Source organism: Subtercola endophyticus (genome assembly GCF_021044565.1).
GTDB classification, from domain to species: Bacteria; Actinomycetota; Actinomycetes; order Actinomycetales; family Microbacteriaceae; genus Subtercola; species Subtercola endophyticus.
Genome location: NZ_CP087997.1, coordinates 233,462 through 258,928, shown reverse-complemented (window position 1 = coordinate 258,928; position 25,467 = coordinate 233,462). Strand labels below are relative to the sequence as shown.

Sequence of the window (25,467 nt, the reverse complement as noted above, 5' to 3'; positions counted from 1 at the left end):
CTGGCGTGAATTTCACTGACCCCAACTTCATCGGCCTTGTCGTCGCTGTCATCGGTGTCGGCGGTTTCGGTGCGTTCATCCGCGACATCGTCGACGGGCTCCTGAAACTCCGTGGTGGCATGAGTGCGCGTGAAACGAAACGCAAAGTCGACATCATCCAGCAACGCGATGAGGCGCTCGCCCGCGCAGACTCAGAGGCTGACTTCCGCGGCCAAATGACGGAGTACGCGCAGGCGCTCCGTGTGCAACTCGTGTCGTTGGGTGTGCCCATCGACAGCCTGATGCCGTGGCCGCAGCGCAAAGAACCATCCCCGAGCAGCAAGCTCCGGGAACAGAACCCCAACTAAGGAGAATCCCCCCATGTCCCTCGCTACCACGCTGTTCCCTGCCGCGAACCGGCAGGCCGCGCTCACCGCGTTTCTCCGCACCGCATGGCAGACCGCCCGCGCCAGCATCGCCCTGTTCGTCACCGGCGGTGTCGTCGTCACCGCAGGCTCGCTACTGACCGTCGACTGGTTCCTCGTGCTCCTGACCGTCGCCGCGGTGGTCATCATGTCGGTGCTGGCTGGCGCACTGTCGGCGGGTGACATCCTCATTCACGGGCTGCCGGATGCGTACACCGCCCCGGTCGACGCGGGCACTGCGAGCTCGAGCGCGCCCGCGGTCATCACCTCGCTGCCGGTCGAGAATCCCGTGGGACAGTCACTCGTTGCGTCGCCGCCTGCTGATCTGACGCCGACCGACACCGTGAGCGCCGTGACCGTCCCCGAGGTTGCCCCGGCTCCGCCCGTCGTAGAGCCTGTGGCTGCACCGGAACCCGAACTCGCCCCGGTTGTCCAGGAGTCTCCTGCCGACCCGTCAGCGCCCCTCACAGCGATCGTCACCAGCGACCCCGTGCCTGCGGTTCCCGCCGACCCGGCGAACGTCCAGTAACACCCCGCTTCACCCTCGCGCCGTCCAATTCTGGGCGGCGTTTCGCTTTGCCCAAAGGAGTCAAGATGGCCGCTCGTATCATGACCATTTCTGCTCTCGTCGGGCCGTCGTCGACCATTGCCGACAACACGAACGTGGCGATCGCGCCTGCGGCTGAGTATGTCGATTCGGCGGGGAAGATTCACCTTCCCCTGCCCGTGACGTACACGTTCCACGGCGGCACCCTCACCGTCACTGGCATGGACGACACCGACTCGTCCGGCAACCCAGTGCAGTGGGTCACGACCATGGGCGTGATGGATACGTTCGGGCAGTTCGCCGGCACCGTCTCGACCGTGAAGACGTTCCCCGCGGGTGCTGCGGGCACCCCTGTGCCGTACTTCGGTGGCATGGTGCCCGTGCTGACGCTCAACGTCCCTGGCGACGCCTCAACGCTCGTCGCTCAGGCTGCTATCGCCGTGCAGGTCGCGCAGGATGCGGCGGCGGAGGCTCAAGCGGGCGTCGTGGGAGCTGGTGCAGCGGCAGTGTCCGCAGCGCAGGCGGCAACGTCTGCCTCGGCGGCAGCAACATCGGCCGCGGGCGCAACCGCCGCCGTCACGAGCGCGGTGAACACAGCAGTCCCCGCAGCTGTTACTGCTGCGGACATTCCCGGCCAAGTCAACACCAGCCTCAACGGGAACCCGAGGGTTCCCGTCTACCTCGGCACGCCGCCGCACTCGTGGACCGATGCTCGCGCACGCATTAGCCTGTACGACCTGATCACAGGCGAAGTCGTCGCGCCGGCTGGGCTTATCGCGCCATGGTCTGGCACACCGATCACGAACAATGCGCCGTACCTCGGCGGCACATTCGACCCCGTAACTCGTCGGTGGGCTCAGAATGTAATTGGCGTCGACGGGATGACCCCGAACGAGGTTCTGAAGGAGTGGTTCGCCCGCGCGGGCACGAACGGCTACTACCCGGCGAGCGTCGGCTCAACCTTCCGTCTCGCAGGCACACCGTTGAACTGCTCCGCGTCGAACGTCGCCCCGTTTATCGACACGCAAACGAACGTGCAGATCCGTTGGCCGAAAAAGCTGGCGGTCAAAACGAACCGGTGGCGGGTGCATATCCGGAACTTCTGCGACCGGGCAGCGACCGCATACACGGGTTCGTTGAGCGTGACGGGTATCTGGTTCGGTACGCAAGTTGTGAACTCTGACGGGTCGCTGTCGGGTCAGTGGGCGTCCGCACCAACCCAGGTGCAAGGCGCATTCACGACTGACGCCGCTGGTGCCGAATACGTCTCAGGATGGGTCACCGCGGCGGGTTCGCAGTTCGTGCCCTACGCCGAACACATGATCTCCCTCGGGTATACGTGCGCGGCGCAGAACAACCAGAAAGGCGTCGGCGGGGGTTGGACTTCCGCCGCATCCACTGACGCTGCGACGGTCGGTGCCGTGTCGGGTCAGACGTTGCAGGAGTACACACCCCTCGACGTGTGGATTGAATGCGAAATCGACTCCAAGGTGCATGTCGTCATGTTCCACGGCGATTCACTCACCGCAGCATCTGAGTCCACGATCCCGGTATACGACTCCTATGCGACCCGTTGGGCACTCGCCAACGGCTGCTTCGCGCAGATCCTCGCCAACCATGGCTCGCTGTATGCGACATGGAACGACTCGACCGCGTGGAAGTACGCCAAGTACTACGGTCTCAGCCTGCCAGACGCCGTGTTTGAGGATCTCGGCTCGAATGACATCTTCAACGGCAACTCCCTCGCGACCGTGCAGGCATCACAGAACGTCGTCATGGGTATCCTCCGCGCGAACTTCTCCAACGCGATCTTCTACGGCACCGTCTCCCCACGGAACGGCACCGCAACAGACAGCGCCAGAGAAACGGTCAGGTTGGCGTTCAACGAATCCAACCGCGCCCTCGCAGGCGGTGCCGTGCAGGCGTTCGACACAGGACATCAAGTAGAGGCCACCGCGGGCGGAACACTCGACACCCGCTACATCGCATCAACCGAAACCCCGAACAACGTGCACCTCAACACTAAGGGTCAGGCCGTCAAAGCGCTTGGCATTCCCGCCCATCTCGGAACGAGGGTCATCTAATGGCAACAGGCATTTCGCAACAGTCACCACTCGCCTTCACCGGTTCGAACCTGAGCCTTCTGCCTGTTGGGATTCCGACCGTAGCTATTCCAGGGTCGACCCGTGTTTACGATTCCCGGTATCCGATCGGGAACGCACTCGACCCAGTTACATCGTGGGTGGACGCGGCGGGTTCGGGTGTGGCGTTGACCGCATCCGGTTCAACGATTGTCGGGGCGACTGCGCCTACCCTCGGGTCAGATGATGGGGTGAACTTCTTCGTCCACTTCGTGAAAGCGAACTCGAACTCGTTAGGCGGCGCGCTCGCTCGCGTCACCCCCCACACGGTCGCAACCGTCGTCAGGTGGCACACCGCATCCGCGACCGTGCTTGAGGCGGCGACCGGTTCAGGTGTTCCCGCAGTGAACGTGCAAGGCAACTCGGCCAACACTGGAATGCGCACGTATTCGGGTACGGCATTGACCGTCGCGGCGACGATCGGTTCACCGTGGCACGTCTACCTGTCCGTGTTCAACGGCACGTCCTCAGTGTCGCGTCTCGACAACCTCACCGAGGTTACAGGCGACGCAGGGTCAGGGCTCGGTTCAGTGCTGTCGCTGGGCGCATTCGGCACCACGTTCTCGAACTGCGACATCAAGAAGGTCATCTACTGGCCCTTCGCGATGACCAGCACGGACCGCACAACCCAGGTAGCAAGCTTGAAAACGGAGTACGGATTCTAAGGAACGCCCCACCAATCCGAAAAGGTGGGGCGTTCCTTTGTCTATATCAGTGGTGCGACTTGTCGGTGCAGTCGCAGTACTCCCACTGGTCGGCGAGAGCATCCTGTTCGACCACGAGATGATCGCAGCGCGTCGACCTCGGGCTGCGGGTGAGCCATGCCCGCAGCCCGCTCGTCTTTCGTCCGGTCGGGGCGTGCCCGCACTTCGAGCACACGACCAACTTCTTAGCCGGCGTGGTGCTAGACGCCCCCAGAGTCATTACTCCGCCATTCCGGGGCCGGCCTTGCGTTCATCTTTCAATGCTCGCAGCTCAGCCCGGTACTGCTGTGCGGATGCGCGTCGCTCAACTTTGAGCGCCCGTATCTTCGCGGTGACCTGTTCGTAGTGGCTCGGTTCGGGCCGTGTTGTGGTGAGCAATTATTTCCCCCATGGTAGGCCACTCACATTAATGTGAACCGAACTCAAAGCCCACCCCCCACTAAAGGGGTACAAAGTTGAAACGTAGCTCCGCTCTTCACTTCTCACGAGGTGGGGGGCGGGGCTTTTCGTCGTTACCGGCCGTCGACTCCGGCCACTCCTGCGGGTCCGCACAACGAACGCCTGAATGGGCGGATACTTCCCCGTCCCAGCCTTCGGGGGTCTTTCCGTCAGCACCGGGCCAGACGCACACGCCGTCGTCGTAGTGCCGGAACCTCGGCGGGATCGAACCCGTCTCCAACCACAAGTCGTCTGTCGAATCCCAGTTCGTGCCTGCCGGGTATCCGCCCCTGTCATTCTCTGCTGCCATGCTCGCTCCCATCGTTCGGAGCGCACCGGCCTGCGCGTGAGTCCCAGGGTACAAGTGGGCGGCGACATCACGAAAACCGCTCGTCAGGAAACCTTGACACGTCAGGCAATCCTGACGATACTTAGTGCATGGACATCAACCAGTCACTCCGCAACCTCCTCGGAACCATCAGCGAAACTCTCGCCCCCGACGACGCCTCCACCACCACGCGCCTCGAGCACCTCACCCTCATTCGAACCGAACTCGACAAGCTCACCAAGAACGAAGTCGAAGCCGCCCGCTCATTCGGCGAATCGTGGGAGTCCATCGGTGCCGCGCTCGGCACAAGCAAGCAGTCCGCGTGGGAAAAATACAAGTAGCCCCTACCCGCCATCATCGGCAGAGTAGGGGCTCGTTTCGTTCGTTTCAGGCGTCTGGGCGTCAGTAGCAGTTGATCTTCGTCACGTGAACGCCCGTCCCTGCAGCGTTCATCCACCCCAGAACAGACTTCGCCTTCTGCCCTTCCGGTACTGACGAGACGAGGTCGTTTGTGGTGTCGACGATTGTCTTGTCGGAGTCGAGCACGTTCGCCTCAATGTAGAGACCGTTCGAGCAGTCTTGGTACGCGTACGCGGTCAACTCGACACACGCGGTGTAGTAGCTGCAGTCGGGGTTGTTGTCCCACTCGATCGCGACACCGCCGCCCATGTCCGTGAATCCCGTCGGAATGTTCGGGGCGGCCGCGAGAGGCGCAGTGGCGGTCGTGTGGTGCGACTGTCCCACAATCCATGCCGCCCCGAATGCCAAACCGATCAACCCGAAAATGATGATCGGGGCGTACCACCACTTGAACCGCGGCTTCGGCGCTGGCGGCACCCCCGGGCCGCGAGTGGCTTGCGTCCACCCGTTACCGTCCCAGTACCGTTCGCCGCCGCCTTCTTCCGGATACCAGCCCGCCGACCACGCCATGACTCCCCCTCGAATTAATGAGGGAAAGCATACTCTTACGCCGCTTGCTGGGTGGGCTTGAACCTTCCAATCGATCGCACCCCGGCCATCTCGGTGGCCTCGATGAGCGCGGCGCGACTCACGTGCGTGTACCTCTCCGTCGTCCGGGACGATGAGTGTCCTAGGAATTCCTGCGTCAGCCGGAGGTCTTTCGTACGCTCGTAGAACGCCGTGCCGGCCGCGTGACGGAGCGAGTGCGGGTTGTAGCCAGTGAGCGTCAGCACGTGGTGGCGGATGTGCTCACCGGTCACGTGGCCGCCGTAGCGGCCCGGAAAGTAGTACTTCCGGTCAGGGTCAAGGCGCTCCATGGCTTCGAGGCAGTCGAGGAGGTCCCCACCCACGGAAACGAACCGCGTCTTGCCTCCCTTGCCAAGCACCATCAATTGACGACTCGTCCGGTCGGAGAGCTTGAGCCCAGCTATCTCCGACCGCCGCAGCCCGCACTGGCGACCCAGCAAAAGCATGGCCGCCTCGTCCAGGGTGCACCGCTCGAGCGCTGCCTCAATGACCGCGTCGGGAATGACCACGGCTTCTTTCTCGTCGATGCGCGGCTTCTGCAGATACTCGGCCGGATTCGTTCGAACCTTCTTCGCCATGACCGCCCACCGATAGAACGACCGGAACGACGCGATCACCGACCCGCAATACTCAGCCGACCACTGCGGGTGCTGAGCAAGGTACCGGTCGAGTTGCACTGGGGTGACTTTGAACAGATCCTTGTGCGACCGTTCCAACGCTCTCATGTGGAAGAGTCTCAGCTTGATTGTGAGCTCCGACTGCCTCTTTGCCATCAAGTGATTCTGATAAGACGTGAACACCATTGTTCCCCCCTGCAAATTGCTCCCCTTCGTGGGAGTGCCGTATGCGGAGTCTGTTGTGTCCTGCGTTTGGGGGACACTCCCAGTACTGGGAGCTAGTTCTAGAGGGCCAAGAGTCTCTACTGTGGGAGGAACCTCGGCTAAATCCTGGGGAAACAAGAATGCGACTGGTTTCGTCACTTTTCACGACACCTTTCGGCGGGAAGCGAGCGACGTTACGTTATCCATACTGCCGCCCCGCTTGTTCGCAGACTCGTAACCTCCTGTTCACCATGTGGGGGGAACGTGGTCACGGTCGGCGTTTACCTTCGTCAAGGGCCTGCACCGGCCTGCCAGCACCTGCGCCCGAATCGTCAAGCAGCGTGCTGATGACTACCCAATTGAAGGGAACACAGTGAAGTTCAAGAATGTAGCTGCGACGGGAGCCGTCTTCGTAGCGGCCGCCCTCGCGCTCTCCGCCTGCTCGTCATCGACCAGCAGCACCGGATCGAGCACCGCAGCATCGACCGCAACCTCGACGAGCGCGGCGGTCACGTCCACGCTCGACTCCACACTCAAAGGCACCATCACCGCAGGTGGCTCGAGCGCACAGGCCAACGCCGAGAACGCCTGGAGCACCGCTTACACGGCTCAGGTCGCCGGTGTGACCATCAACTACGACAAGTCGCAGGGCTCGGGCGGTGGCGTCACCAACTGGCTCGCTGGCAGCTACGACTTCGCCGGCTCCGACTCCCCCCTCAAAGCCGCCCAGCAGACCAGCTCGCAGGCCATCTGCGGCACGGGTGGCGGGCTCAACTTCCCGGTCTACCTCGACGGGGTCGCGCTCATCTACAACCTTCCCGGCGTGAGCACGCTGAACCTCTCGAACGCCACGATCGCCCAGATCTTCAACCTCAAGATCACGACCTGGAACGACCCGGCGATCGCTGCTGACAACCCCGGCGTGACTCTTCCCACGACGGCCATCACCACGGTGACCCGTTCAGACGGATCGGGTACGACGCAGAACTTCACCAACTTCCTCAGCGCTGTCGACCCGACCGACTGGCCGTACCCGGCCGCCAACACCTGGCCCGTCGCCGGCACCAGCGCGCAGAAGGGTGGCTCGGGCGTTGTCCAGGCCGTCGGCGCCGGTGTAGGAACCATCGGTTACGCCGACCACAGCGCGATCGGCAACGCGACCGCCGCGACGATCAACAAGGTCGCTTTCAGCCAGGATGCCGCAACCGCAGCCTTCACCGCGGGCGCCACCACGGTTCCCACCACCACGGGTGACCTGTCGCAGAAGTTCGACTACAGCAAGCTGACCGGCGCGACCATCTACCCGATCCCGCTGATCTCGTACCAGATCGTCTGCTCCACGTTCAAAGACGCCACCCAGGCCTCGCTGACCAAGTCGTACGTCGGCTACGTCGCGTCGACCATCGGCCAGCAGATCGCCGCGAAGAACGCCGGCTCGGCTCCGATCCCCGACTCGATGCTGACGCAGATTCAGGCATCGCTGGCGAACGTCAAATAAGCGAGCGCGAGGGGCGTCCTGAACGGGCGCCCCTCCCCTAGCGCGGCACGAATTTTCGCCGCTATCCTAGGCTCCACCGACCCGCACGAACTCTCAAGAAAGAACGCTGTGAGCGACAAAACTTCAGTGCAATCTGCTCCCACGAGCTCGTCCGGGTCGACCAAAGCACCTGGTTCCACCCGACCGGGTGGCGAGCCGCCGAAAGACGGCTCCGCCACCCGGTCGACCGGGAGCTTTCGCTTCGGCGACTTCATCTTCAAGGGCCTCAGCACCGGCTCGGCCATTCTCATCATGGTCATCTTGGCCGGTGTCGCCCTCTTTCTCATCATCTCGGCTATCCCCGCGATCACGGCCGACTGGTCGACGAACAGCGATCTGAACACCGGCCCCACAGCCGCCTTCCCCAACTTCTGGGCCTACGTGGGCCCGCTCATCTGGGGAACACTCTGGGCCGCGGCCATCGCGCTGCTCTTCGGGGCCCCGGTGGGAATCGGCATCGCCCTCTTCATCTCGCACTACGCGCCGCGCCGTCTGGCCAGCCTCCTGGGCTACCTCGTCGACCTGCTGGCTGCGGTGCCCTCGATCGTGTTCGGTCTCTGGGGCATCATCGTCATCCGCCCGTTTCTGCTGCCGCTGTCTGACTGGCTGAGCGCGAACCTGGGCTGGATTCCACTGTTCGGCGGTCCCGTCACAACGACCGGTTCGACCATCCTCGCCGGCGCACTGGTGCTGGCGGTCATGATTCTGCCGATCATCACCTCGATCTCGCGCGAGATCTTCTTGCAGACGCCTCGGTTGCACGAGGAGGCCGCACTCGCTCTCGGAGCGACGCGCTGGGAGATGATTCGCCTGTCGGTCTTTCCTTACGCGAAGTCGGGCATCGTGAGCGCCACTCTGCTCGGCCTGGGCCGAGCGCTCGGCGAGACGATGGCCATTGCGCTGATCATCTCCCCGGCCATCCTGGTTTCGGTTCGGCTCATCACCGAGGGCCAGAACTCGCAGACCATCGCCGCGAACATCGCCCTGAACTTTCCGATCGCCACGACACTGCAGCGCGACGCCCTCATCGGCACCGGTCTGATGCTGTTCGTGATCTCGCTCGCGGTCAACTCCATCGCCCGGGCGATCGTCGGCGGCAAGAGGGGCAAACGCAAGAAGGGCGGCAGCAAGTCGAGCGGCCCCGGCCCGCTCAGTCAGCTGCCTTCCGGCGATTCCGCTGTGATTGTCACTCTCGATGATGTCAACCGCGACGGTCGCGCGAGCGACGTAGACACCGAACCGCATATTTCTGAAGACGACGTCGAAGGAGCAGGCAAATGAGCGTTCTCAGCCCGCGCACCAAGCCCACCGGCCCCGTCGCAAACTCGCTGACCACCGGCCAGCTGCCCCGTTTTGCCGAGTTCTACATTCTGGGCGGCTCGCTTCTCGTCTCGGCCCTGCTGCTGCTGCTCGTCGGTTTCAGCATCGTCGGCTGGCTCGTACTCACGGCCGTGATCTATCTCATCGCGCTGGCGATTCTTTCCAGCGTCGTCGAGAACCGTCGCAAGGCGACCGACCGCGTCGTTCGCGGGTTGGTCACGGTAGCCTTCCTGCTCGCACTGATTCCGCTGGTATCCACACTGGCTACCGTGATCGCTCAGGGTGCCGGAGAGATCAGCTGGAGCTACATCACGTCGGTGGGTAGCTCGTCGTTCGACCCCAACACACTGACCGTCACCCAGACGCCCGGCGCTCTGCAGGCCATCGTGGGCACCCTGATCATCACGGGTATCGCCGCCCTCATCTCGATTCCCATCGGGCTGCTGACCTCGATCTATCTAGTCGAATACGCGCTGCCCAAACAGGGGCTTGCTCGCGCCGTCACGTTCTTGGTCGACGTCATGACGGGCATCCCCTCGATTGTCGCCGGTCTGTTCGCGTTCTCGCTGTTCTCGATCATCGTCGGCCCGAAAGCGTTCAGCGGCTTCTCGGCCTCGATCGCGTTGTGTGTGCTGATGATTCCGACCGTGGTGCGCTCGTGTGAAGAAATGCTGAAGCTGGTTCCGAACGACCTGCGCGAAGCGTCTTTCGCGCTGGGGGTGTCGAAGTTCTCGACCATCGTGAAGATCGTGCTGCCGACGGCCATTGCCGGGCTCATCACGGGCATCATGCTTGCTGTCGCCCGCGTCATCGGCGAGACCGCGCCGATCTTCATCGCCGCGAGCTTCACCGACAACTTCAACGCGAATCCGTTCGAGGGCCCCATGCAGACCCTTCCTGTGCTCGCCTACACCGGCTACGCCTTTCCCGGCAAAGACATCGCCGCCTCGAATGCTTCGGCGTGGGGTGCCGCTCTGCTGCTGGTGATTCTCGTGGTTATCTTCAACCTCATCGCGCGGGTCTGCGCGAAGATCTTCGCTCCGAAGGGCATGCGCTAAACGCGCATCCGTTCCCCGACTTTCACGAACCAACGTACAAAGGAAACCCGTGTCGAAGCGCATCGAAGTCAACGATCTCAACGTGTACTACAGCGACTTTCTCGCCGTCGAAGGGGTATCGATCACCATCGAGCCCCGAACCGTCACCGCCTTCATCGGGCCATCGGGATGCGGCAAGTCCACGTTCTTGCGCACGCTCAACCGCATGCACGAGGTGATCCCCGGTGCCCACGTCAAAGGCGAGGTGCTGATCGACGGTAACAACCTCTACGCACCCGGAGTCGACCCCGTGCTTGTTCGCCGCCAGGTCGGCATGGTGTTTCAGCGCGCGAATCCGTTTCCCACCATGTCGATTCGCGACAACGTGCTCGCCGGTCTGAAGCTGAACAACCGCCGCCTGGCCAAGAGCGACGCCGACGAGCTGGTCGAGAAGGGCCTGCGCGGCGCGAACCTGTGGAACGAGGTGAAAGACCGCCTCAACCTGCCCGGCGGCGGCCTCTCGGGCGGACAACAGCAGCGTCTCTGCATCGCGCGCGCCATCACGGTCTCGCCCGACGTTCTGCTGATGGACGAGCCCTGCTCGGCCCTCGACCCCATCTCCACGCTCGCGATCGAAGACCTCATCACGGAGCTGAAAGAGGAGTACACGATCGTCATCGTGACCCACAACATGCAGCAGGCCAGCCGCGTCTCCGACCGCACCGCGTTCTTCAACATCGCCGGCACGGGCAAGCCCGGCAAGCTCATCGAGTTCAACGAGACCACCACCATCTTCGGCAGCCCCACCATGAAAGAAACCGAGGACTACGTCTCGGGCCGCTTCGGCTAACCCCGGGCCCCCCTCCCTCTCCCTCTCCTCCCCCTCCCCCATCCCGTCGAGTTTGCGAAAAGGCCCCCAAGATCGAGTTCTTGGGGGCCTTTTCGCAAAGTGGATGCTCGGCGGGAGGGGCACGAGAAGGTTAGGCACGCGGGGAGGGCAGAGAGGGGTGTGGATAAGTCGAGGGGGTGGAGGCTGGGGATGGGCACTATGGGGGCATGCCACGACATGTACTGCTGCCACATCCTCTTCAGCGCGATCCGTTCAGCGTCAAGAAGGCCCGCCTGCGCGGGCTCTCGCGGTCACGGCTTCGCGGCCGCGATCTGAAGCGCCCGTTCCCCGGGGTACGCCTGCCACCGCGTTCGACCGCCACGGCCATCCAGGCCTTCGCTCCACGCCTTCGGCCCCGAGAATGGTTCAGTCATGAATCTGCGGCGCAACTGTGGCTCGTTCCGCTGCCGCCCTGGCGAGTAAGAGCGGAGCAGGTGCACGTGACCATCGCGGCTCCGGGAGCCGCGTCACGGGTTCGTGGGGTTCGAGGGCACCAGAGCAAAGACACCGCGTCTCCACGGTCTGTGGTTCGGCGCTTCGGGCTCCCCTGTTCCGACGCTGCTGACACCTGGCTCGGCCTAGCCGCGCAACTCTCGTTGAAGGAGTTGGTGGTTGCGGGTGACCACCTGGTTCTGGAGCCAGAGGTTCAAGATCGCGCCGATCCCCGTCCGTATGTCGCTTTGGCCGAGCTGCGCGCACGAACGGCTGAGTTTCACGGGCGGGGTAAGGCACGGGCATCCGCTGCCCTCGAACTGGTGAGGCAGGGTGCCGAGTCGCGGCCCGAGACGCTACTGCGACTCCTCATTCGGGATGCTCGGCTGCCCGAACCCGCGGTGAACCCTGTGATCTACGATGCCACGGGCCGCATCGGCCGGGCGGACCTCGTCTTTCGGCAGCATCGCGTGATCGTCGAGTACGACGGCGATCAGCACCGCACGAAGAAGGCCCAGTACCGCAAAGACGTGATTCGCTGGCAACGGTTCATGCGCGCGGGTTGGGACGTACTGCGCATTCACGACGACGGGCTCTTCACCCACCCCTCACGAACTATTCGTGACATCACGGATGCTCTCACTCGAGCCGTGGCGACGCAATCCACTTTGCGAGAAGTGCCCCAACCACGCCAGGTTGGAGCACTTTTCGCAAACTCGACGGAGGTGCAAGAGGAGGGAGAGGGTTAGGCGGCGCTGACGGCGAGGATGGGGGTGGTGGAGGGGGTTTGAGAGCCGCCGGCGGGCTCGACGGTGACGCCGATGGTGTCTCCGGCGGTCAGGCTGCCGCTCAGCACGTGCCAGGTCGTGGCGTCACCGCCGGGAACGAACGTTCCGGCGGGAGTCGCGACTCCCGAACTGCCGCTGATGTACCAGGCCTCGTAGGTCTTGTCTGCCGGCAGCGAGGGCATGCCCTGCGCTACAACGGCGGCGGATCCGACCGAATTCGACCAGACGACGGTCGCCTGACCGCCGCCTTCGACCGACGTGTGGGTGCTCTGCACGTCGGCGGCCGAGAAGATCTGGGCGAGCGAGCTGGCCGAGGCGTCTTGCGAGGTCGCGGGAGGGCTCGAGGTGAGCGCGTTTCCCACCACTCCCCCGCCGACGAACAGGGCGACGGCCGCAGCAGCGGCAACGAGAACGCCCATCGGCTTGGTGAACCAGCGGGCGTTGGCCTTGGCGGCGGCAGAACCCGACCCGTTGGCGGATGCGGGAGCGATCTCCGGCGTCGACGGAATGTCGTACTCCGGCACGCTCGCGCCCTCGCCCGCCGAGATTTCGTGCGTCTCGGTCTGCTCGGTGTCGGCAACGCTCGACGGGGTGGATGCCCGCGGTGAGGCCGGAGCATCCTGAGCAGTTTCGGCGAGCTTCGCCATCAGCGAGGCCTTCAGAGACGCGGGCGGCTCGACCGGCGCGGTCGCCAATCCCAGCAGAGTGGCCGTGGCGCTCAGCTCGTCGGTTTCGCGCTGCAGCTCGGGCGACTCAGCCAACGCACGCTCGAAAGCGCGCAGTTCGTCGGCCGTCATCGCGTTCAGGGCATAGGCACCAGACGACAGGTATTCATCATCGCGGGTCATTTGGTCACCCCCATCTCATCTCTCAGGCGGATCATTCCGTCGCGTAATCGAGTCTTCACCGTGCCGATTGGCACATGAAGAAGTTCTGCTACTTCACTGTGGCTGTAGCCGCCATAGTAAGCGAGGCTGATGGCCTGACGTTGCAACTCGGTGAGTTGCCCCATCGCCTTCTTCACTCGCTCGTGTTCGATTCGTATTTCTACGGTTTCAGAGGTCTGGTCGTACTCGCGCTCTAGGTCTCGAATGCCGATCTTGAGGTCGCGAACGTGATTTGCCTGCGACGCACGAACCCGGTCGACTGCCCGGCGGTGCGCCATGGTGAGGATCCACGACATTGCCGCCCCACGTTCGGTGTCGAACTTGGGCGCCGTTTTCCAGATCTCGAGAAAAACCTCTTGAGTCACTTCTTCAGACTGAGCGTGGTCGACGAGCAGCCTTCTGACGAGGCCCAAAACCCGAGGAGCGACCCTGTCGTACAGCTCGGAGAACGCCCGTTGGTCGGCCGTGGCCACCCGTTCGAGAAGGGAGTCCAGACTCACCTCCGGCGCAGGGTCGTCACGTTCGATGTGGGGAGTCACGAGCTTAAGCATCTCAGTTTTCCACCTCTTCGACGTGAGACCGGGTTTGGTCTTGACATCGGGTATTCGAAGCAGCGTTCGAAATCGGATTGCCGATTGGCTGAAAACTTCAGCGGCGACGGCCCGTGGCGGCCACCATCGAGCCGCTGATGACGATGAACACCTGCGCGGCGGCCGAAACGGCCTTCTCTGTGGTCCACGAACTCATCGGAACGGTGGGCAGGCCACCAGGCAGATGCAGGGGCATCCAGACCGAGGCCACCAGCGTGATCAGCCCGGCGAGCGCGACCACGATGGCGAACACGGCCGACCAGACGCGCGGTCGTACGAGCAGAAACAGCGCGGCCAGCACGTTGACGGCCGCCTCGATGAAGTACAGGGTGCTGAGGCTCATGAGGCTGCCGGTGACGTCAGATACGCCCGGCGCCAGAGAGAAGTGGATGTACGCGTTCAGCAGCAGCGCAATGATGGTCCACAATATGGCGGCAAACCGAAACGGCCTCACGCGACGGCCCCGTGCAAAGCCAGGCCGCAGAAACGCCTCTCGGCGCGAGGCCGCTCGGAGCGGCTAAATTTGGAGCCCGGGGTTACTGCGGCCCGGCTAGAACACTTTACCAAGGGTTTCTGGGTGGTCGGTTCGGGCACCGCCAACTCGTCGAACGTCAATCGAGGCTCTCTCGCCGCCACAGGCTCGCGCAGGCGGTCAGTTCGCCCGCGATGGTCTGAAAGCGCAGCGCGCGGGTGGTGAGCTCGCTGGCGCGCGCGGGTGAGAGCACTTCGGCGTCGTCGGCGAGGCTCGCGCATCCGGTGGCCATCAACCGGCAGAACGCCGCCGCCCGGTCGAGCGCAACCGCGAAATCGCCCTCGAACAACCCTCGCAGAATCTGGTCGGCGAGCGCGGTGATCTCTTCGGGCCCAGTGGGCGTCTGCGCCCCCGCGACCACAGGGTCGATCGTCGCAGACAACTCGGCACCGCGCTGAAACACATAACTCGACTGCTCGGGGTCTTGCCGGGTCAACGCGCGCAGCAGGTAGATACGCCACAGGGCCCCCGGCAGAGACCGAGCGGATGCCCGAGACCACAGTTCGGCGATAGCGTCGATGCCGTGCTCGTCGGTGTACGCGAGAAGCCTGTCGATGACGGCCGCGTCAGGATCGGCCCGCACGCGGCTCAGCAGCGCAGCGGCGGTGTCGTGGGCCATACGGCTGATCTGCGCCGGGTCGTCGCCGCCCTTGAAGGCTTCGAAGGTCGAGCCGGCGAACAGCGTCGGCTTGTGGAACTCGTCGGCCACCGAACATCCTCCCTTTACTGCTTCGTAATCGTGCGAAACCACGCTACTTCACAAAGCTGCAGGGCTGCCGTGCGGCCACTACTGTTAGGCGAGAGTAGTGAGAGGGGCGCACCGTGACCAAGATCAAAGTGCTGCTGATTCGGGCGGGCGTATCGCTCGCGGCGGCGTGCGTCGGGCTCGTCGTGGCGGCATTGCTGGTGCCGGCCGTGACGCTGACCTGGGAGGGTTTTCTCATCACGGTGGTGGTGTTTGCACTCGCCCAGAGCATCTTGTCGCCGATCATCCTGAAGCTCGTGACGCGTAATGCGCCCGCCTTTCTCGGGGGCATCGGCATCGTGTCGACGCTCGTGTCGCTGATCATCGCGTCGCTGTTCGCCAATGGCATCAAGATCAATGGTCTGGCCGGGTGGGTGCTCGCGACGCTGGTGCTCTGGCTCATCACCGCGATCGCCAGCTTCGTGCTCGCCCGGTTCTTCTTGCCCGCGGTTGACCGCCAGCGGCCGAAGGCGGCGCGGTAGGGCGCTTCTGCGCTTCTGCTCATCGCGGCTCGGGCAGATTCGTGATTTCGGCCTCGGCCGCGAACCCGGTAGATTAGTCGTCAAGGGCCTCTAGCTCAGTTGGTAGAGCATCGGACTTTTAATCCGTGGGTCGTCGGTTCGAGCCCGACGGGGCCCACCCAAATGGCTGGTCAGTGGCAGTTTTCCGCGAAATTGATTCAATCTCGATTTTATTTGCCCACATTCTTCCCGCAACTGAAAGATACGAACCAAACCGTCCTGCTTTTGGACCAAGTTGAGCCAGCCGCCGAGAGCGGCCGTAAATCTCGGCGGTGAGGACCGCAGACGACGGCCTAGACGGATACCAGCGCGCTCAACTTGCTGCTACCCACCGCCCCTGTGACATCGCGTCTCTCACCGTCACTGGGCTCAGCGCGCTCGTGAGCTCACGAGACGATGCCTACAGCCATCTCTAGATAATCGACTCCAAGATGACCAGCCCCAGGGTACCAACGGGGTTCAGAGCTGCCGGTTCACGTTCCAGTGTGTTGAAAACCTAAACCTTAACGAGGCATATGCGCCGCCGGTGACCAGTGGAGAAATGTCCCGAGAATCCGCAGATGCGGTTTGTCTCAAGAACTCATCTTACAATCACGCCTGTCTCCCTCCTGTTCTAGGGGTTTCTAAGACAGGACGGCTGTGGGAGCTTGGGGATGACAGGGAAGGGCCGTTCCAGAACTATCGACATCCTTTCGACCCCTGCTTCGCTGCCCGGTCTACAGTCCAAGAACGAGTCGAATTCCTGAACTGATCTCGGAGAGTAAATACGAGGGAACGTGGCCCGCCGGATAGGGATCGAGGAACTCGCGGCTGACTGGCCCGACCTGGGAGACGACGGCGACGGAGTCCTTCTCGAGCCCCGACGCCTCTGCAGGAAGCAGAACGTTGCCGGGAAACGCCTCAAGTCCGGTGTTCGAGGTCAGTGGAACGACCTGCACCGTGGCGATGCTCGTTGCCAAGAGCCAGTCTTCCTGAATTACGACCGCCGGCCGAACTTTCGCCGGTTCCGACCCCCTCGGCGTGCCGAAGTCGACCCAGACGACATCGCCGCGCGCCGTCACCATTCGGTTCCATCACGCATCACACGCTCCGACTCACGCAGGAACAAGCCGTCACCCGATGGTTGTCCCGTACGAGCCAGGACCGCATTCGCAATCGCAGTCAGTTCCGACGCGCCCTCCAACTCGTCGGCGAGCCGTTGCGCAGCAAGTCGGTAGAACTCCGACCGGTTCATACCATGCTTGTCGGCCACACGCTCGAAACGCTCGAAGTCACCGTTGGGAACTGATATCGCCGTCTTCATACTCAGAGTATAACCATTCATACCAGATGACGCGAGTAAATAGGCGCGCCCACGAAATGCCCACAACCGTGCATGAACGAGGCACATCTCAGGTGATCACCTAAGACGCGACGTCCGCACCATCACTGGAAAGACCCCTCGAAATCAGGGGCCTTCGTCGGGTTGCCGATAGCTTTTGATCCGTGGGTCGTCGGTTCGAGCCCGACGGGGCCCACCCATGACAGCGTAAAGTCGCGCGGCTCGATTCCACGAAATCCAGGGGCCGAACGTTTACGCATTCTCGATGACGGCATCGGCAAACTGATCAGGGCGCGTCTCGCTCAGGTAGTGCAGATCGTTTTGCGCCCATTGCTTCCAACCCCGCTCATTTTCATTTCCGGCGTCCCGCGCCTGGCCACGGTTCATCGCAATCTCGATGGGAGTATTCACCCAGACGGAAGAGTCATAAAAGTGTCGCAATGTCGGATGAAGCGAGGTGATCCCTTCGATGAACACATAGCGAGCATCGGGCAGATCAATTGGGGCGCCGAACCCACCTGACTCCCAATCGAGCGGTTCATATGCCGATCGATGACCATGAGCCAGAGGCTCGAGTACTTGTCGAGCCAGGCGATTTCGGTCCCAGACGTGTTCCCAAGACGAATCATCGATCGCCTTCTTGACCACAAAGTCGTCCATGGCGACAATGGCGGAGTCACCAAGCTCTTTGACGAGCCGCACGACAAGTGTTGTTTTTCCAGATCCACCGAAACCATCGACACCCACTATTGATGGTCGACCTATTGATGGTCGACCCTCCACAGTCAGTTCGCGAATAGTGGTGACGAGTTCATCGAAGGTGACTGTTTTCATATCAACTCCAGTTATGCGCCGACCAGAGCTAAAGTGCAACACACCGACGATTTTGTGTCGGTCGTCTGGGCTGAACTCCCGCTTCGACCGTACGCAATGTACAGAGATTTGCTGTACAACCGAGTCATGAGCATCGCAACCAAGTCGGATAGACTCGAACTCCTCCTCACGCCAGAACAGAAGGCAGCGATCGAGCAGGCCGCTGCGCTCTCTGGGCGGTCAGTTACCGACTTCTCGGTGCCGGTACTCGTCAGGGAGGCGAGCGAAGTCATTCGAGTCGATCGTGAACCGAACCTCGCCAAGCGCTCCTGGGATGCATTCAACAAGATCCTCGACCAGCCCGCGAAGCCTGTCAGCGGGCTCGCTGATCTTCTCTCGCGCCCGAGCGTCTTCTCCGATTGAGTACGTTCTCGAGGCTGCGAGGGCTCGACGGAACCGACCCTGTCGCGGGCTTCGATTGCGGCGATACGTCGCTCGACTTCTGGCTCTCCGGTCGCGCCATCAAGCACGAAGCCACCGGCGCAAGCCGAACATTCGTGACTGTCGAGCGCGACAGCGGGGTGATCGCCGGCTTTACTCCGTATCGGCCAACTCGCTCTCGCTCGACGTCGCGCCAGGCAAGCCGCGTCGAAACATGCCATTGCCGATTCCGGTCGTGCTCATTGGCCGACTCGCAGTCGACGAGCGATTCAATGGTTTCGAGTTGGGCGCGTCCCTGCCTCAGGATGCCTTGCTCAAGTGTGTTGAAGCAGCTGTCTCCGTAGGAATCCGTGCGATCATTGTCGACGCGCTGAACGAATCTGCGGCCAACCTCTATCGAAAATCCGGCTTCGAATCTATGCCCATGGCAAATGATGCGGCAATGTACCTGTTGGTCAAAGACGCCGAAGAGACAATTGGCGCTGTGCAACCTGCCGAGCGTTCGAGATAACTCCAGAAGTCGCCCACGATCACCGGGATCCTGCAGCGACGATTCCCGCGTTAGCCGGGGCGACGGCCGAGAGAAACCAGACGATGATGCGGCGAGCGACGCGCATCACGAGCACCCTCCCGCCCGCGTCGCGACGGTGTGGATTGCTTCACGCCGAATCATGACGCTCCCGGCACGAATCGTGTACCAGTAGGGTGCGAACAAGCGCGCGGAACGATCATCCGTAGCGCTGATGCGCGTTTCGGTCATGAGCCGGGAATCCGGCCCCTGCGGCTCGATACGAAATTGCATGGCCACCTTCACCCAGCCCGGCTCGTGCCAGCCGGCGAACTCGTCGCCAGAGATGACCGGTGGTCTCTCGCCGCCGAAAAGTCTCCAGGGCTGACTTACGCCCGCGGAGACGATGAGGTGCGGGGCGTCAGTGAAGACGACCGGAATCGGCGTGGCCGCGAGGAAGGTCTCGTCGCGTGAGGGAAGCCTCTCGCGACGGGTGAGCACCGCCGGGGCATGCCGCAGCAGCGTCAACGCGAACGAGCATGGCAGATCACGCATCGTCAGGGCGAGCAACTCGTTCCACACCTGTTGCGGGCGGGCGCGAACGGTCGTCTCTGCGTGGATGCGGTAGCCGGCATCAGGGAGCAGCGAATTAATGTTCATCACCAAGAAAGACCGTGCAGCCCGGCATCCTGTGACCGCGACGGGATGATCGGCGCATTCACGAGCGAACCGAGAACACTTTGCGCGAATGCGTCACAAACCGGGCAGCAGTTCTGTCCTAGCTTGTGACCGCACGGCATCAGTCGGCGGCGAAACGGAAGGCACACCATGAAAATCGTTGTCATCGGCGGAACCGGCCTCATCGGCTCCAAGGTCGTCTCGAAGCTCACCGAGCACGGCCACGAAGCCATCCCCGCGTCACCGAATTCCGGCGTCAGCACCCTCACCGGCGAGGGCCTCGCCGAGGTGCTCGAGGGCGCCCAGGTCGTCGTCGATGTGTCGAACTCTCCCTCGTTCGCCGACGACGACGTGATGAACTTCTTCACCACCTCCACCACAAATGTGCTCAAAGCCGAGAAGCTCGCCGGCGTCACCCACCACGTCGCTCTCTCTGTGGTCGGCACCGACCGGCTGCCCGACTCGGGTTACATGCGCGCCAAAGTCGCTCAAGAGACGCTCATCAAGAATTCGGGCATCCCATTCTCGCTCGTGCACGCCACCCAGTTCTACGAGTTCGTGCAGAGCATCGCCGCAGCCGCCACCGATGGCAACACCGTGCGGCTCTCGCACGCCCTGGTTCGCCCGATCGCCGCAGAGGATGTCGCGACCACCGTCGCTCGCACCGCCGCCGGTGCCCCGCTGAACGGCACCCTCGACATCGCCGGCCCCGACGAGATCAGCCTCGACGACCTGGTGCGTGGCGCTCTCGCCCGCCGCGGGGACCCTCGCGAGGTCGTGGCCGACGCTGACGCCCCGTACTTCGGTGCGATTCTCGCCGAGCGCACCCTGGTGCCCGGCCCGGATGCGACCATTTTCTCGACGACGTTCGACGAGTGGCTCGAGACGCAAGCAGCGCAAACGACGCAAGCGACTCCCGCCTCATGAGAATCGTCGTCATCGGCGGCCACGGCCTCATCGGCTCACGTGTGGTCGAAAAACTCACCGAGCGCGGTGTGACCGCTGTCGCGGCATCCCGTCGCACGGGCGTGAACTCGTTCACCGCAGACGGGCTGGCCGACGTACTCGACGGTGCCGACGTGATCGTCGACGTGTCGAACTCGTCGTACTTCGACGAGGCCGGGGCGCTCGAGTTCTTCTACGCGTCGACCCTCAACCTGCTCACCTACGGGGCCGCGGCCGGCGTGAAGAACCATGTCGCCCTCTCGGTGGTCGGCACCGACCGGCTGGCAGCAACCGAACGCGGGTACTTCTTCGCCAAGAACGAACAGGAGAGGCTGATCAGGGACTCGGGGTCTTCGTTCTCGATCGTGCACTCGACGCAGTTCTACGAATTCGTGCGCAGCATCGCCGACGCGGCAACCGTCGAGAAGCGTGTTCTGCTGTCAGAGGCACAGGTTCGCCCGATCGCCGCCGACGACGTAGCCACAGCGCTGGCCGACGCAGCGACCGCAGAGCCGACGAATCGCACGACAGAGATCGCGGGCCCCGACCAGTACCGGCTCTCGGAATTCGTGCGACAAGACCTCGCCTACCGCGGTGATCCGCGCGACATCATCACCGACCCGCTGGCCCGGTACTTCGGCAGCTCCCTCACCGAGACCGAGCTGCTGCCCGCACCGGAGGCGAGGCTGTTCTCAACCCGCTACGCCGACTGGCTCCACCACCAGCCCGTCACAGTGTGAGTGATGCTGGGGCGGCCTGCGAGGCAGCTGCCCGCAACCGCCCCAGCGCCAGGGTGATCGTTACGACGAACGCCGAAACGAAAGCAATGCAGCACACCACGGCGACCAGGCCGACGAGCTCGGCGCCTAACGGCAGCACCAGGGTCACCGCTGCCGCCACGAGAATGACAGCGGGCCGAATGACCGGGCGAGCCACGATCGGCGCGTGCACAGCCCACAACAACACCAGAAACGCACCCGCAGGAAACGCAACTGCGTAGGCCACGATGGTCACCGAGACCTCGGAGTGTTCTGCGGCAGAGACCGCCACCTCCAGGCCCGCGCCCAGCGCGGCGAGAGCAGCGAAAATGCCGTAGTGCCCGTACCCCCACAGGTACGAGCGATTCGGCCGGGCGGCCAAACCCGAACCGCTCGGTTCGAGAAAGTACAGCCACCAGAACGAGAACAGCAGCATCAGCCCGGCGACGGCCACCACGATCAGCGAGCCGCTCACGCCGCCGCCGTTCAGGGCGCCCTGCAGCCCGGTCGACGCGGCAAGCACGCTCTCCCCGAGCAGGATGATCGTGAACAGCCCGTACCGTTCTGCGATGTGATGCGGGTGCCAGCGCGTGTGGCCGGTGCGCTCCGCCCAGAGCGGCACCGAGAGCTCGGCGACCACGAGCAGCAGGAAGACCGGCGACAACCATGCCGTCGGCAGAACTCCACCGTCGGCGAGCGTGAGACGCAGCAGCCAGCCCGCCTCCACGATGACGATTCCGACCGCGTAGCGGCTCGCCGTGCGCCGGCTCTGCGCGTCGTCGCGGGCCGCCCGCACCCACTGCGCCACCAGTCCGATGCGCATGATCAGGTAGCCGAGGGTGACGCCGGTGAAGTTTGCGTCGTTGAACGCGGCCGGCACTCCCGCGGCGAGAACGAGCACCCCGGCCATCTGCAGCATCGTCAGCAGACGGTAGGGCACATCATCGGTGTCGAACGAGGAGGCGAACCAGGTGAAGTTCATCCACGCCCACCAGATCGCGAAGAACACCTCGAGAAACGGCACGAGCGTCTCGGCGGCGTGACCGCTCACGATCCCGTGCGCGAGCTGCGCGGTGATGCTGGCGATCGCGACGACGAACGTGAGGTCGAACAACAGCTCGAGCGAGGTCGATGCACGGCCTTTCTCGTCGGTGTCGCGGGCGAGCATCCTGACCCGAAGGCCGCCGCGGGCGGCGGCGACCCCGGTGCTTTCAGCGCTACTCATTCCAGTGCCGCAGCTTGTCAGGGTTCAGCACGATCCACAGGTCGGTGACGAGGCCACCCTGCACGTCGACACTCGCGATGCCGATGACTCGGCCGTGGCGCCGCAGCACGAGCCCCGTCTGTCCGTTGACTTCGTGCTCGCTGATCTGCATCGGGTGACGGGCGAGCACCTCACAGATCGTCGCCGAAACGGAACACGCGCCGACGATTGTCTGCCTGTCGATCGCAACAGAGCCCGCAGCGTCGGTCAGCATACGAGCCGACGGGTCGAGCACTCGGTTCAGGATGCCCGGCTGACCACTCTCGGCCGCCACGCACAGCGCATGCACCCCTCGACGGTGCTCGTCTGCGTCGACGGCCGATCGACCGCCCAGCCATTCGTCGCTGTAGCTCATGACGCGCTGGTCATCGGGCGCAGCTTCGCGGGGTTCATCAACCACAGCAGTTGATCGATGCCGTCGGCAGAGGTGGTCGCCGTCACGATGGTGAACGGCACGCCGTCACGCGAGAGCTCCACCGAGGGCCGCCCGTTCGCCTCGACCCAGCGCAGGTCGACGCCCGTCCAGAAATGCGACGAGAACGCTGCAACGAACTTCGCTACGCGCGAACGGCCGATGATGGGGATGCGCGCCGCGAGCTTCACACCGCCGCCGTCGGAGTAGCTCACCACATCATCGGCGAACAGCTTCTCGAGCACGGCGACGTCACCGGACTGCGCCGCCGTCAAGAATGCGCTGAGCAGCCGCTTGTGCTCTGCCGCCGGCGCGGGTCTGCGGCGTTCATCGGCCAGATGTTTACGCGCCCGGCTCACAAGCTTGCGGGTGGCCGGCTCCGTCGCCTGCACGACGTCGGCGATGAGCTCGTAGGGGTAGTCGAACGCCTCTCGTAGCACGTACGCGGCCCGCTCAGCCGGTGTGAGCTTCTCGAGCAAGATGAGCACTGCGTACTCGAGCGCTTCGCCCCGCTCAGCTCCCAGCGCCGGGTTCGCGCTGGTGTCGACGGGGTCGGGGAGCCAAGGCCCGATGTAGGTCTCGTGCCGGGCGCGGGCGGATTGGGCCAGGTTCATCGCCAGTCGGGTGGTGATCGTCGCCAGGAACGCGTTCGGGTTCTCCACCACGCTGCGATCGGTGGCCTGCCACCTCAGCCACGACTCCTGCACGATGTCTTCGGCCTCAGAGACACTGCCGAGCATGCGGTACGCGATGCCGAACAGCCGCGGCCGGGCGGCGCTGAAGACGTCGGTCGCCTCCGAAATCGTCGACCATACTGGCCGCCCCGCCACGCCATCGCCTGTGTCTGCTGTGTTCTCCACCATCAGGCCGTCCTGTCTCTTGTGCGTACGTTTCGGCCCTGCAAACAGAGCTCTCGTCAGGTAAGACCGAGTAGCCGGCCGGTTTGTGACCACCGTCGAAGAAAGTGTTCCGGCCGGTTTTGGGGAGGCCGATCAGCCCCTGCCAGGCCCTCACGATCGGGCGCATACTTGCCATCATGGACGATCCCCGCCACCTTCTGCGCGACTATCTCCGAACAAGACGCGCGAAGCTCCAGCCCGCTGACGTCGGGCTGATCGGCGGTGGAATGCGCCGCGTCGCCGGGCTGAGGCGCGAAGAGGTCGCTTCGCTCGCCGGCGTGAATGTCGACTACTACGCTCGCCTCGAGCAAGGCAGGCTGCCGAACGTGTCGCTTTCGGTGCTGGATGCCGTCGCCCGAGCCCTGCGCCTCGACCCCGCCGAGCGGCAGCACCTCATCGACCTCGCCCGCCCGGCCAACGGCCGCAATCTCGCCCGGTTCATCTTTCTCGACCCCGAAGCGCGCACCATCCACAGCGACTGGGCGGCCGTCGCTGAAGAGGCGGTCGCGACCCTCCGTCACGATGCCGGGCAGCACCCGAACGACCCGCAGCTGCCCGAGCTGATTCACGACCTTGCGCAGCAGAGTCCCGAATTCGCCCGCTGGTGGGCCGGCCACGATGTACGTTCGCTTTCGAACGGCTCGAAGACCTACCGGCACCCGCAGATGGGCGAGATCACCGTGCACTGCGAAGCCCTCGAGATTCCGGGCGACCACCAACGCCTGTGCATCTACACCGCCGAGCCGGGAACGCCGTCGCAGCAGGCGCTGCTGCTGCTCGCCGCGCTGCGCCGGCCCGACGCCGCAGCGCGAACCGCCGCAGGGAAAGGCGTCACTCAGCCTCGCTGAAGCCCGCGTCTCGACGTTCCCAGACCCCCCCCGAACTCTCTCCCCGAACCCCTTTGGAGCTACACCCATGCCGAAAACGATCGTCATTACCGGATCCAGCGACGGAATCGGTGCCGCTGCCGCCCGCCGCCTCTCGCTCGACGGCCACACCGTCGTCATCGTGGGCAGGTCTGCCGCAAAGACAGAGGCCATCGCCCGCGAGCTCGGAAGCGACTACTTCATCGCCGACTTCGCCTGTCTCGACGATGTTCGCACCCTCGCCACAGATCTCGCCGCGCACTATCCCCGCATCGACGTGCTCGCCAACAACGCCGGCGGCGTCTTCGGAGACAAGGCGCCCACCGCCGACGGGTTCGAGAAGACTTTTCAGATCAACCACCTCGCCCCGTTTCTGCTCACCAACCTGCTGCTGCCTCGCCTGACCTCCAGCAGAGCCACCCTCATCCAGACCTCCAGCGACGCCGCCCGCATCACCGGCAAACTGGTCATCGACGACCTCAACAACACCGCCGGCCGAACACCAACGAGGGCTTACGGCGATGCGAAACTCGCGAACATCCTCTTCACTGCCGAACTGCAGCGTCGGTACGGAGACCAGGGCATCGCCGCCGCCGCCTTCCATCCCGGCACCGTCGCGACCAACTTCGCCTCCGACACACCGAGCAGGGCCATGCGGTTCGTCTACGGCAACCCGATCATCCGTCGCCTCATCACCACGCCCGCCAAGGGTGCAGCCCAACTCGTCTGGCTGGCGACCACCGACCCCGGCACCGCATGGCAGCCCGGCAGTTACTTCGAAAAGGGGCGCCCCGCCCGCAAAACCAACCCGCAAGCCGGCTCTGTCGAACTTGCGCGCGAATTGTGGGAAGCGAGCAGCACCATGGTCGGCTTCGGAGAGGTCAGCTGACCCGATGCCCGGGGCATCCATCACC

General features: G+C 63.7%; 31 protein-coding genes and 1 tRNA gene. 18 read left to right on the top strand and 14 right to left on the bottom strand.

The features are described 5' to 3' along the window. Positions 1–5: 5 nt before the first annotated feature. The 4 genes from LQ955_RS01290 (at position 6) to LQ955_RS01275 (ending at position 3,757) form a co-directional block, all read left to right on the top strand. The gene (locus tag LQ955_RS01290) at positions 6–347 is read left to right on the top strand and encodes a hypothetical protein (protein ID WP_231026442.1); all 342 of its coding nucleotides are present in this window, start codon (positions 6–8) and stop codon (positions 345–347) included. A 13-nt stretch (positions 348–360) separates the two neighbouring features. Then, the gene (locus LQ955_RS01285; protein WP_231026441.1) at positions 361–933 is read left to right on the top strand and encodes a hypothetical protein; all 573 of its coding nucleotides are present in this window, start codon (positions 361–363) and stop codon (positions 931–933) included. Between the two features lie 65 nt (positions 934–998). Next, positions 999–3,035, top strand: a complete 2,037-nt coding sequence (locus LQ955_RS01280) for an SGNH/GDSL hydrolase family protein (protein WP_231026440.1) — start codon at positions 999–1,001, stop codon at positions 3,033–3,035. Between the two features lie 248 nt (positions 3,036–3,283). Next, positions 3,284–3,757 carry a hypothetical protein gene (locus LQ955_RS01275; RefSeq protein WP_231026439.1) on the top strand — a complete coding sequence of 158 codons (474 nt, stop codon included), beginning with the start codon at positions 3,284–3,286 and terminating at the stop codon, positions 3,755–3,757. A gap of 46 nt (positions 3,758–3,803) precedes the next feature. Here LQ955_RS01275 and LQ955_RS01270 read toward each other — a convergent pair whose 3' ends face one another. Continuing rightward, positions 3,804–3,971 (bottom strand): hypothetical protein, encoded by a 168-nt coding sequence (locus LQ955_RS01270; RefSeq protein ID WP_231026438.1) that lies wholly within the window; start codon positions 3,969–3,971, stop codon positions 3,804–3,806. A 701-nt stretch (positions 3,972–4,672) separates the two neighbouring features. Between LQ955_RS01270 and LQ955_RS01265 the strand changes: the two genes are divergently transcribed. Next, a complete protein-coding gene (locus LQ955_RS01265; RefSeq protein ID WP_231026437.1) occupies positions 4,673–4,903 on the top strand; it encodes an AsnC family protein in 231 nt (76 codons plus the stop codon). Positions 4,904–4,964: 61 nt separating this feature from the next. On the opposite strand, the gene LQ955_RS01260 is transcribed toward LQ955_RS01265, so the two are convergent. Then, positions 4,965–5,492 (bottom strand): DUF2510 domain-containing protein, encoded by a 528-nt coding sequence (locus LQ955_RS01260; RefSeq protein ID WP_231026436.1) that lies wholly within the window; start codon positions 5,490–5,492, stop codon positions 4,965–4,967. A 35-nt stretch (positions 5,493–5,527) separates the two neighbouring features. Continuing rightward, the gene (locus tag LQ955_RS01255) at positions 5,528–6,322 is read right to left on the bottom strand and encodes a tyrosine-type recombinase/integrase (protein ID WP_231026435.1); all 795 of its coding nucleotides are present in this window, start codon (positions 6,320–6,322) and stop codon (positions 5,528–5,530) included. 421 nt (positions 6,323–6,743) lie between these two features. Between LQ955_RS01255 and LQ955_RS01250 the strand changes: the two genes are divergently transcribed. The 5 genes from LQ955_RS01250 to LQ955_RS01230 all read left to right on the top strand — a co-directional run bounded on the left by LQ955_RS01250 (position 6,744) and on the right by LQ955_RS01230 (position 12,334). Then, positions 6,744–7,868, top strand: coding sequence for a phosphate ABC transporter substrate-binding protein PstS (locus LQ955_RS01250; protein WP_231026434.1), 1,125 nt, complete (start codon positions 6,744–6,746; stop codon positions 7,866–7,868). A 126-nt stretch (positions 7,869–7,994) separates the two neighbouring features. Beyond that, positions 7,995–9,188: a phosphate ABC transporter permease subunit PstC gene (gene pstC, locus LQ955_RS01245; RefSeq protein WP_390623413.1), complete on the top strand. Its 1,194-nt coding sequence runs from the start codon at positions 7,995–7,997 to the stop codon at positions 9,186–9,188. After that, positions 9,185–10,285 (top strand): phosphate ABC transporter permease PstA, encoded by a 1,101-nt coding sequence (gene pstA, locus LQ955_RS01240; protein WP_231026433.1) that lies wholly within the window; start codon positions 9,185–9,187, stop codon positions 10,283–10,285. The genes pstC and pstA overlap by 4 nt, the downstream gene beginning before the upstream one ends. Before the next feature lie 49 nt (positions 10,286–10,334). Then, positions 10,335–11,114, top strand: a complete 780-nt coding sequence (gene pstB, locus LQ955_RS01235; RefSeq protein WP_231026432.1) for a phosphate ABC transporter ATP-binding protein PstB — start codon at positions 10,335–10,337, stop codon at positions 11,112–11,114. Positions 11,115–11,320: 206 nt separating this feature from the next. Then, complete coding sequence (locus tag LQ955_RS01230; protein WP_231026431.1) at positions 11,321–12,334, top strand: endonuclease domain-containing protein; 1,014 nt, start codon at positions 11,321–11,323, stop codon at positions 12,332–12,334. Here the strand turns inward: LQ955_RS01230 and LQ955_RS01225 are convergent. The 4 genes from LQ955_RS01225 to LQ955_RS01210 form a co-directional block, all read right to left on the bottom strand. Beyond that, on the bottom strand, positions 12,331–13,221 hold the full coding sequence (locus LQ955_RS01225) for an anti-sigma factor (protein WP_231026430.1): 891 nt from the start codon (positions 13,219–13,221) through the stop codon (positions 12,331–12,333). The genes LQ955_RS01230 and LQ955_RS01225 overlap by 4 nt on opposite strands. Beyond that, on the bottom strand, positions 13,218–13,811 hold the full coding sequence (locus LQ955_RS01220) for a sigma-70 family RNA polymerase sigma factor (RefSeq protein ID WP_231026429.1): 594 nt from the start codon (positions 13,809–13,811) through the stop codon (positions 13,218–13,220). The genes LQ955_RS01225 and LQ955_RS01220 overlap by 4 nt, the downstream gene beginning before the upstream one ends. A 97-nt stretch (positions 13,812–13,908) precedes the next feature. Beyond that, positions 13,909–14,304, bottom strand: a complete 396-nt coding sequence (locus tag LQ955_RS01215) for a hypothetical protein (RefSeq protein ID WP_231026428.1) — start codon at positions 14,302–14,304, stop codon at positions 13,909–13,911. A 157-nt stretch (positions 14,305–14,461) separates the two neighbouring features. After that, positions 14,462–15,091: a DNA-directed RNA polymerase subunit beta gene (locus LQ955_RS01210; RefSeq protein WP_231026427.1), complete on the bottom strand. Its 630-nt coding sequence runs from the start codon at positions 15,089–15,091 to the stop codon at positions 14,462–14,464. Positions 15,092–15,204: 113 nt separating this feature from the next. Here LQ955_RS01210 and LQ955_RS01205 point away from each other — a divergent pair, with 113 nt between their 5' ends. Then, positions 15,205–15,609: a phage holin family protein gene (locus LQ955_RS01205; protein WP_231026426.1), complete on the top strand. Its 405-nt coding sequence runs from the start codon at positions 15,205–15,207 to the stop codon at positions 15,607–15,609. 84 nt (positions 15,610–15,693) lie between these two features. Next, positions 15,694–15,766 (top strand) — tRNA-Lys (locus tag LQ955_RS01200). A 598-nt stretch (positions 15,767–16,364) separates the two neighbouring features. Here LQ955_RS01200 and LQ955_RS01195 read toward each other — a convergent pair. The 3 genes from LQ955_RS01195 to LQ955_RS01185 all read right to left on the bottom strand — a co-directional run bounded on the left by LQ955_RS01195 (position 16,365) and on the right by LQ955_RS01185 (position 17,803). Beyond that, a complete protein-coding gene (locus LQ955_RS01195) occupies positions 16,365–16,712 on the bottom strand; it encodes a type II toxin-antitoxin system PemK/MazF family toxin (RefSeq protein ID WP_231026425.1) in 348 nt (115 codons plus the stop codon). Continuing rightward, a complete protein-coding gene (locus tag LQ955_RS01190; RefSeq protein ID WP_231026424.1) occupies positions 16,706–16,951 on the bottom strand; it encodes a CopG family transcriptional regulator in 246 nt (81 codons plus the stop codon). The genes LQ955_RS01195 and LQ955_RS01190 overlap by 7 nt, the downstream gene beginning before the upstream one ends. A gap of 270 nt (positions 16,952–17,221) precedes the next feature. Beyond that, a complete protein-coding gene (locus LQ955_RS01185; protein ID WP_231026423.1) occupies positions 17,222–17,803 on the bottom strand; it encodes a uridine kinase family protein in 582 nt (193 codons plus the stop codon). 126 nt (positions 17,804–17,929) lie between these two features. Between LQ955_RS01185 and LQ955_RS01180 the strand changes: the two genes are divergently transcribed. After that, positions 17,930–18,205 carry a type II toxin-antitoxin system TacA family antitoxin gene (locus LQ955_RS01180; protein WP_231026422.1) on the top strand — a complete coding sequence of 92 codons (276 nt, stop codon included), beginning with the start codon at positions 17,930–17,932 and terminating at the stop codon, positions 18,203–18,205. Between the two features lie 232 nt (positions 18,206–18,437). Then, positions 18,438–18,734: a GNAT family N-acetyltransferase gene (locus LQ955_RS01175; protein ID WP_231026421.1), complete on the top strand. Its 297-nt coding sequence runs from the start codon at positions 18,438–18,440 to the stop codon at positions 18,732–18,734. Between the two features lie 105 nt (positions 18,735–18,839). Here the strand turns inward: LQ955_RS01175 and LQ955_RS01170 are convergent, their stop codons facing one another. Next, a complete protein-coding gene (locus LQ955_RS01170) occupies positions 18,840–19,391 on the bottom strand; it encodes a hypothetical protein (RefSeq protein ID WP_231026420.1) in 552 nt (183 codons plus the stop codon). A 168-nt stretch (positions 19,392–19,559) separates the two neighbouring features. Between LQ955_RS01170 and LQ955_RS01165 the strand changes: the two genes are divergently transcribed. Both LQ955_RS01165 and LQ955_RS01160 read left to right on the top strand, forming a co-directional pair. Beyond that, entirely contained in the window at positions 19,560–20,336 is a 777-nt protein-coding gene (locus tag LQ955_RS01165; RefSeq protein ID WP_231026419.1) for an SDR family oxidoreductase, read from the top strand. Then, positions 20,333–21,094, top strand: coding sequence for an SDR family oxidoreductase (locus LQ955_RS01160; protein ID WP_231026418.1), 762 nt, complete (start codon positions 20,333–20,335; stop codon positions 21,092–21,094). The genes LQ955_RS01165 and LQ955_RS01160 overlap by 4 nt, the downstream gene beginning before the upstream one ends. Here the strand turns inward: LQ955_RS01160 and LQ955_RS01155 are convergent. The 3 genes from LQ955_RS01155 to LQ955_RS01145 are packed head-to-tail and all read right to left on the bottom strand — an operon-like array spanning position 21,084 to position 23,651. Then, a complete protein-coding gene (locus tag LQ955_RS01155) occupies positions 21,084–22,337 on the bottom strand; it encodes a low temperature requirement protein A (RefSeq protein ID WP_231026417.1) in 1,254 nt (417 codons plus the stop codon). The genes LQ955_RS01160 and LQ955_RS01155 overlap by 11 nt on opposite strands. Continuing rightward, a complete protein-coding gene (locus tag LQ955_RS01150) occupies positions 22,330–22,731 on the bottom strand; it encodes a sigma-70 family RNA polymerase sigma factor family protein (protein WP_231026416.1) in 402 nt (133 codons plus the stop codon). Before LQ955_RS01150 ends, LQ955_RS01155 begins: the two co-directional genes overlap by 8 nt. Further along, a complete protein-coding gene (locus tag LQ955_RS01145) occupies positions 22,728–23,651 on the bottom strand; it encodes an RNA polymerase sigma-70 factor (RefSeq protein WP_231026415.1) in 924 nt (307 codons plus the stop codon). Before LQ955_RS01145 ends, LQ955_RS01150 begins: the two co-directional genes overlap by 4 nt. 173 nt (positions 23,652–23,824) lie before the next feature. On the opposite strand from LQ955_RS01145, the gene LQ955_RS01140 reads away from it, so the two are divergent. Then, positions 23,825–24,535 carry a helix-turn-helix transcriptional regulator gene (locus LQ955_RS01140; protein ID WP_231026414.1) on the top strand — a complete coding sequence of 237 codons (711 nt, stop codon included), beginning with the start codon at positions 23,825–23,827 and terminating at the stop codon, positions 24,533–24,535. Between the two features lie 67 nt (positions 24,536–24,602). After that, on the top strand, positions 24,603–25,442 hold the full coding sequence (locus LQ955_RS01135; RefSeq protein WP_231026413.1) for an SDR family NAD(P)-dependent oxidoreductase: 840 nt from the start codon (positions 24,603–24,605) through the stop codon (positions 25,440–25,442). Positions 25,443–25,467: the final 25 nt, after the last annotated feature.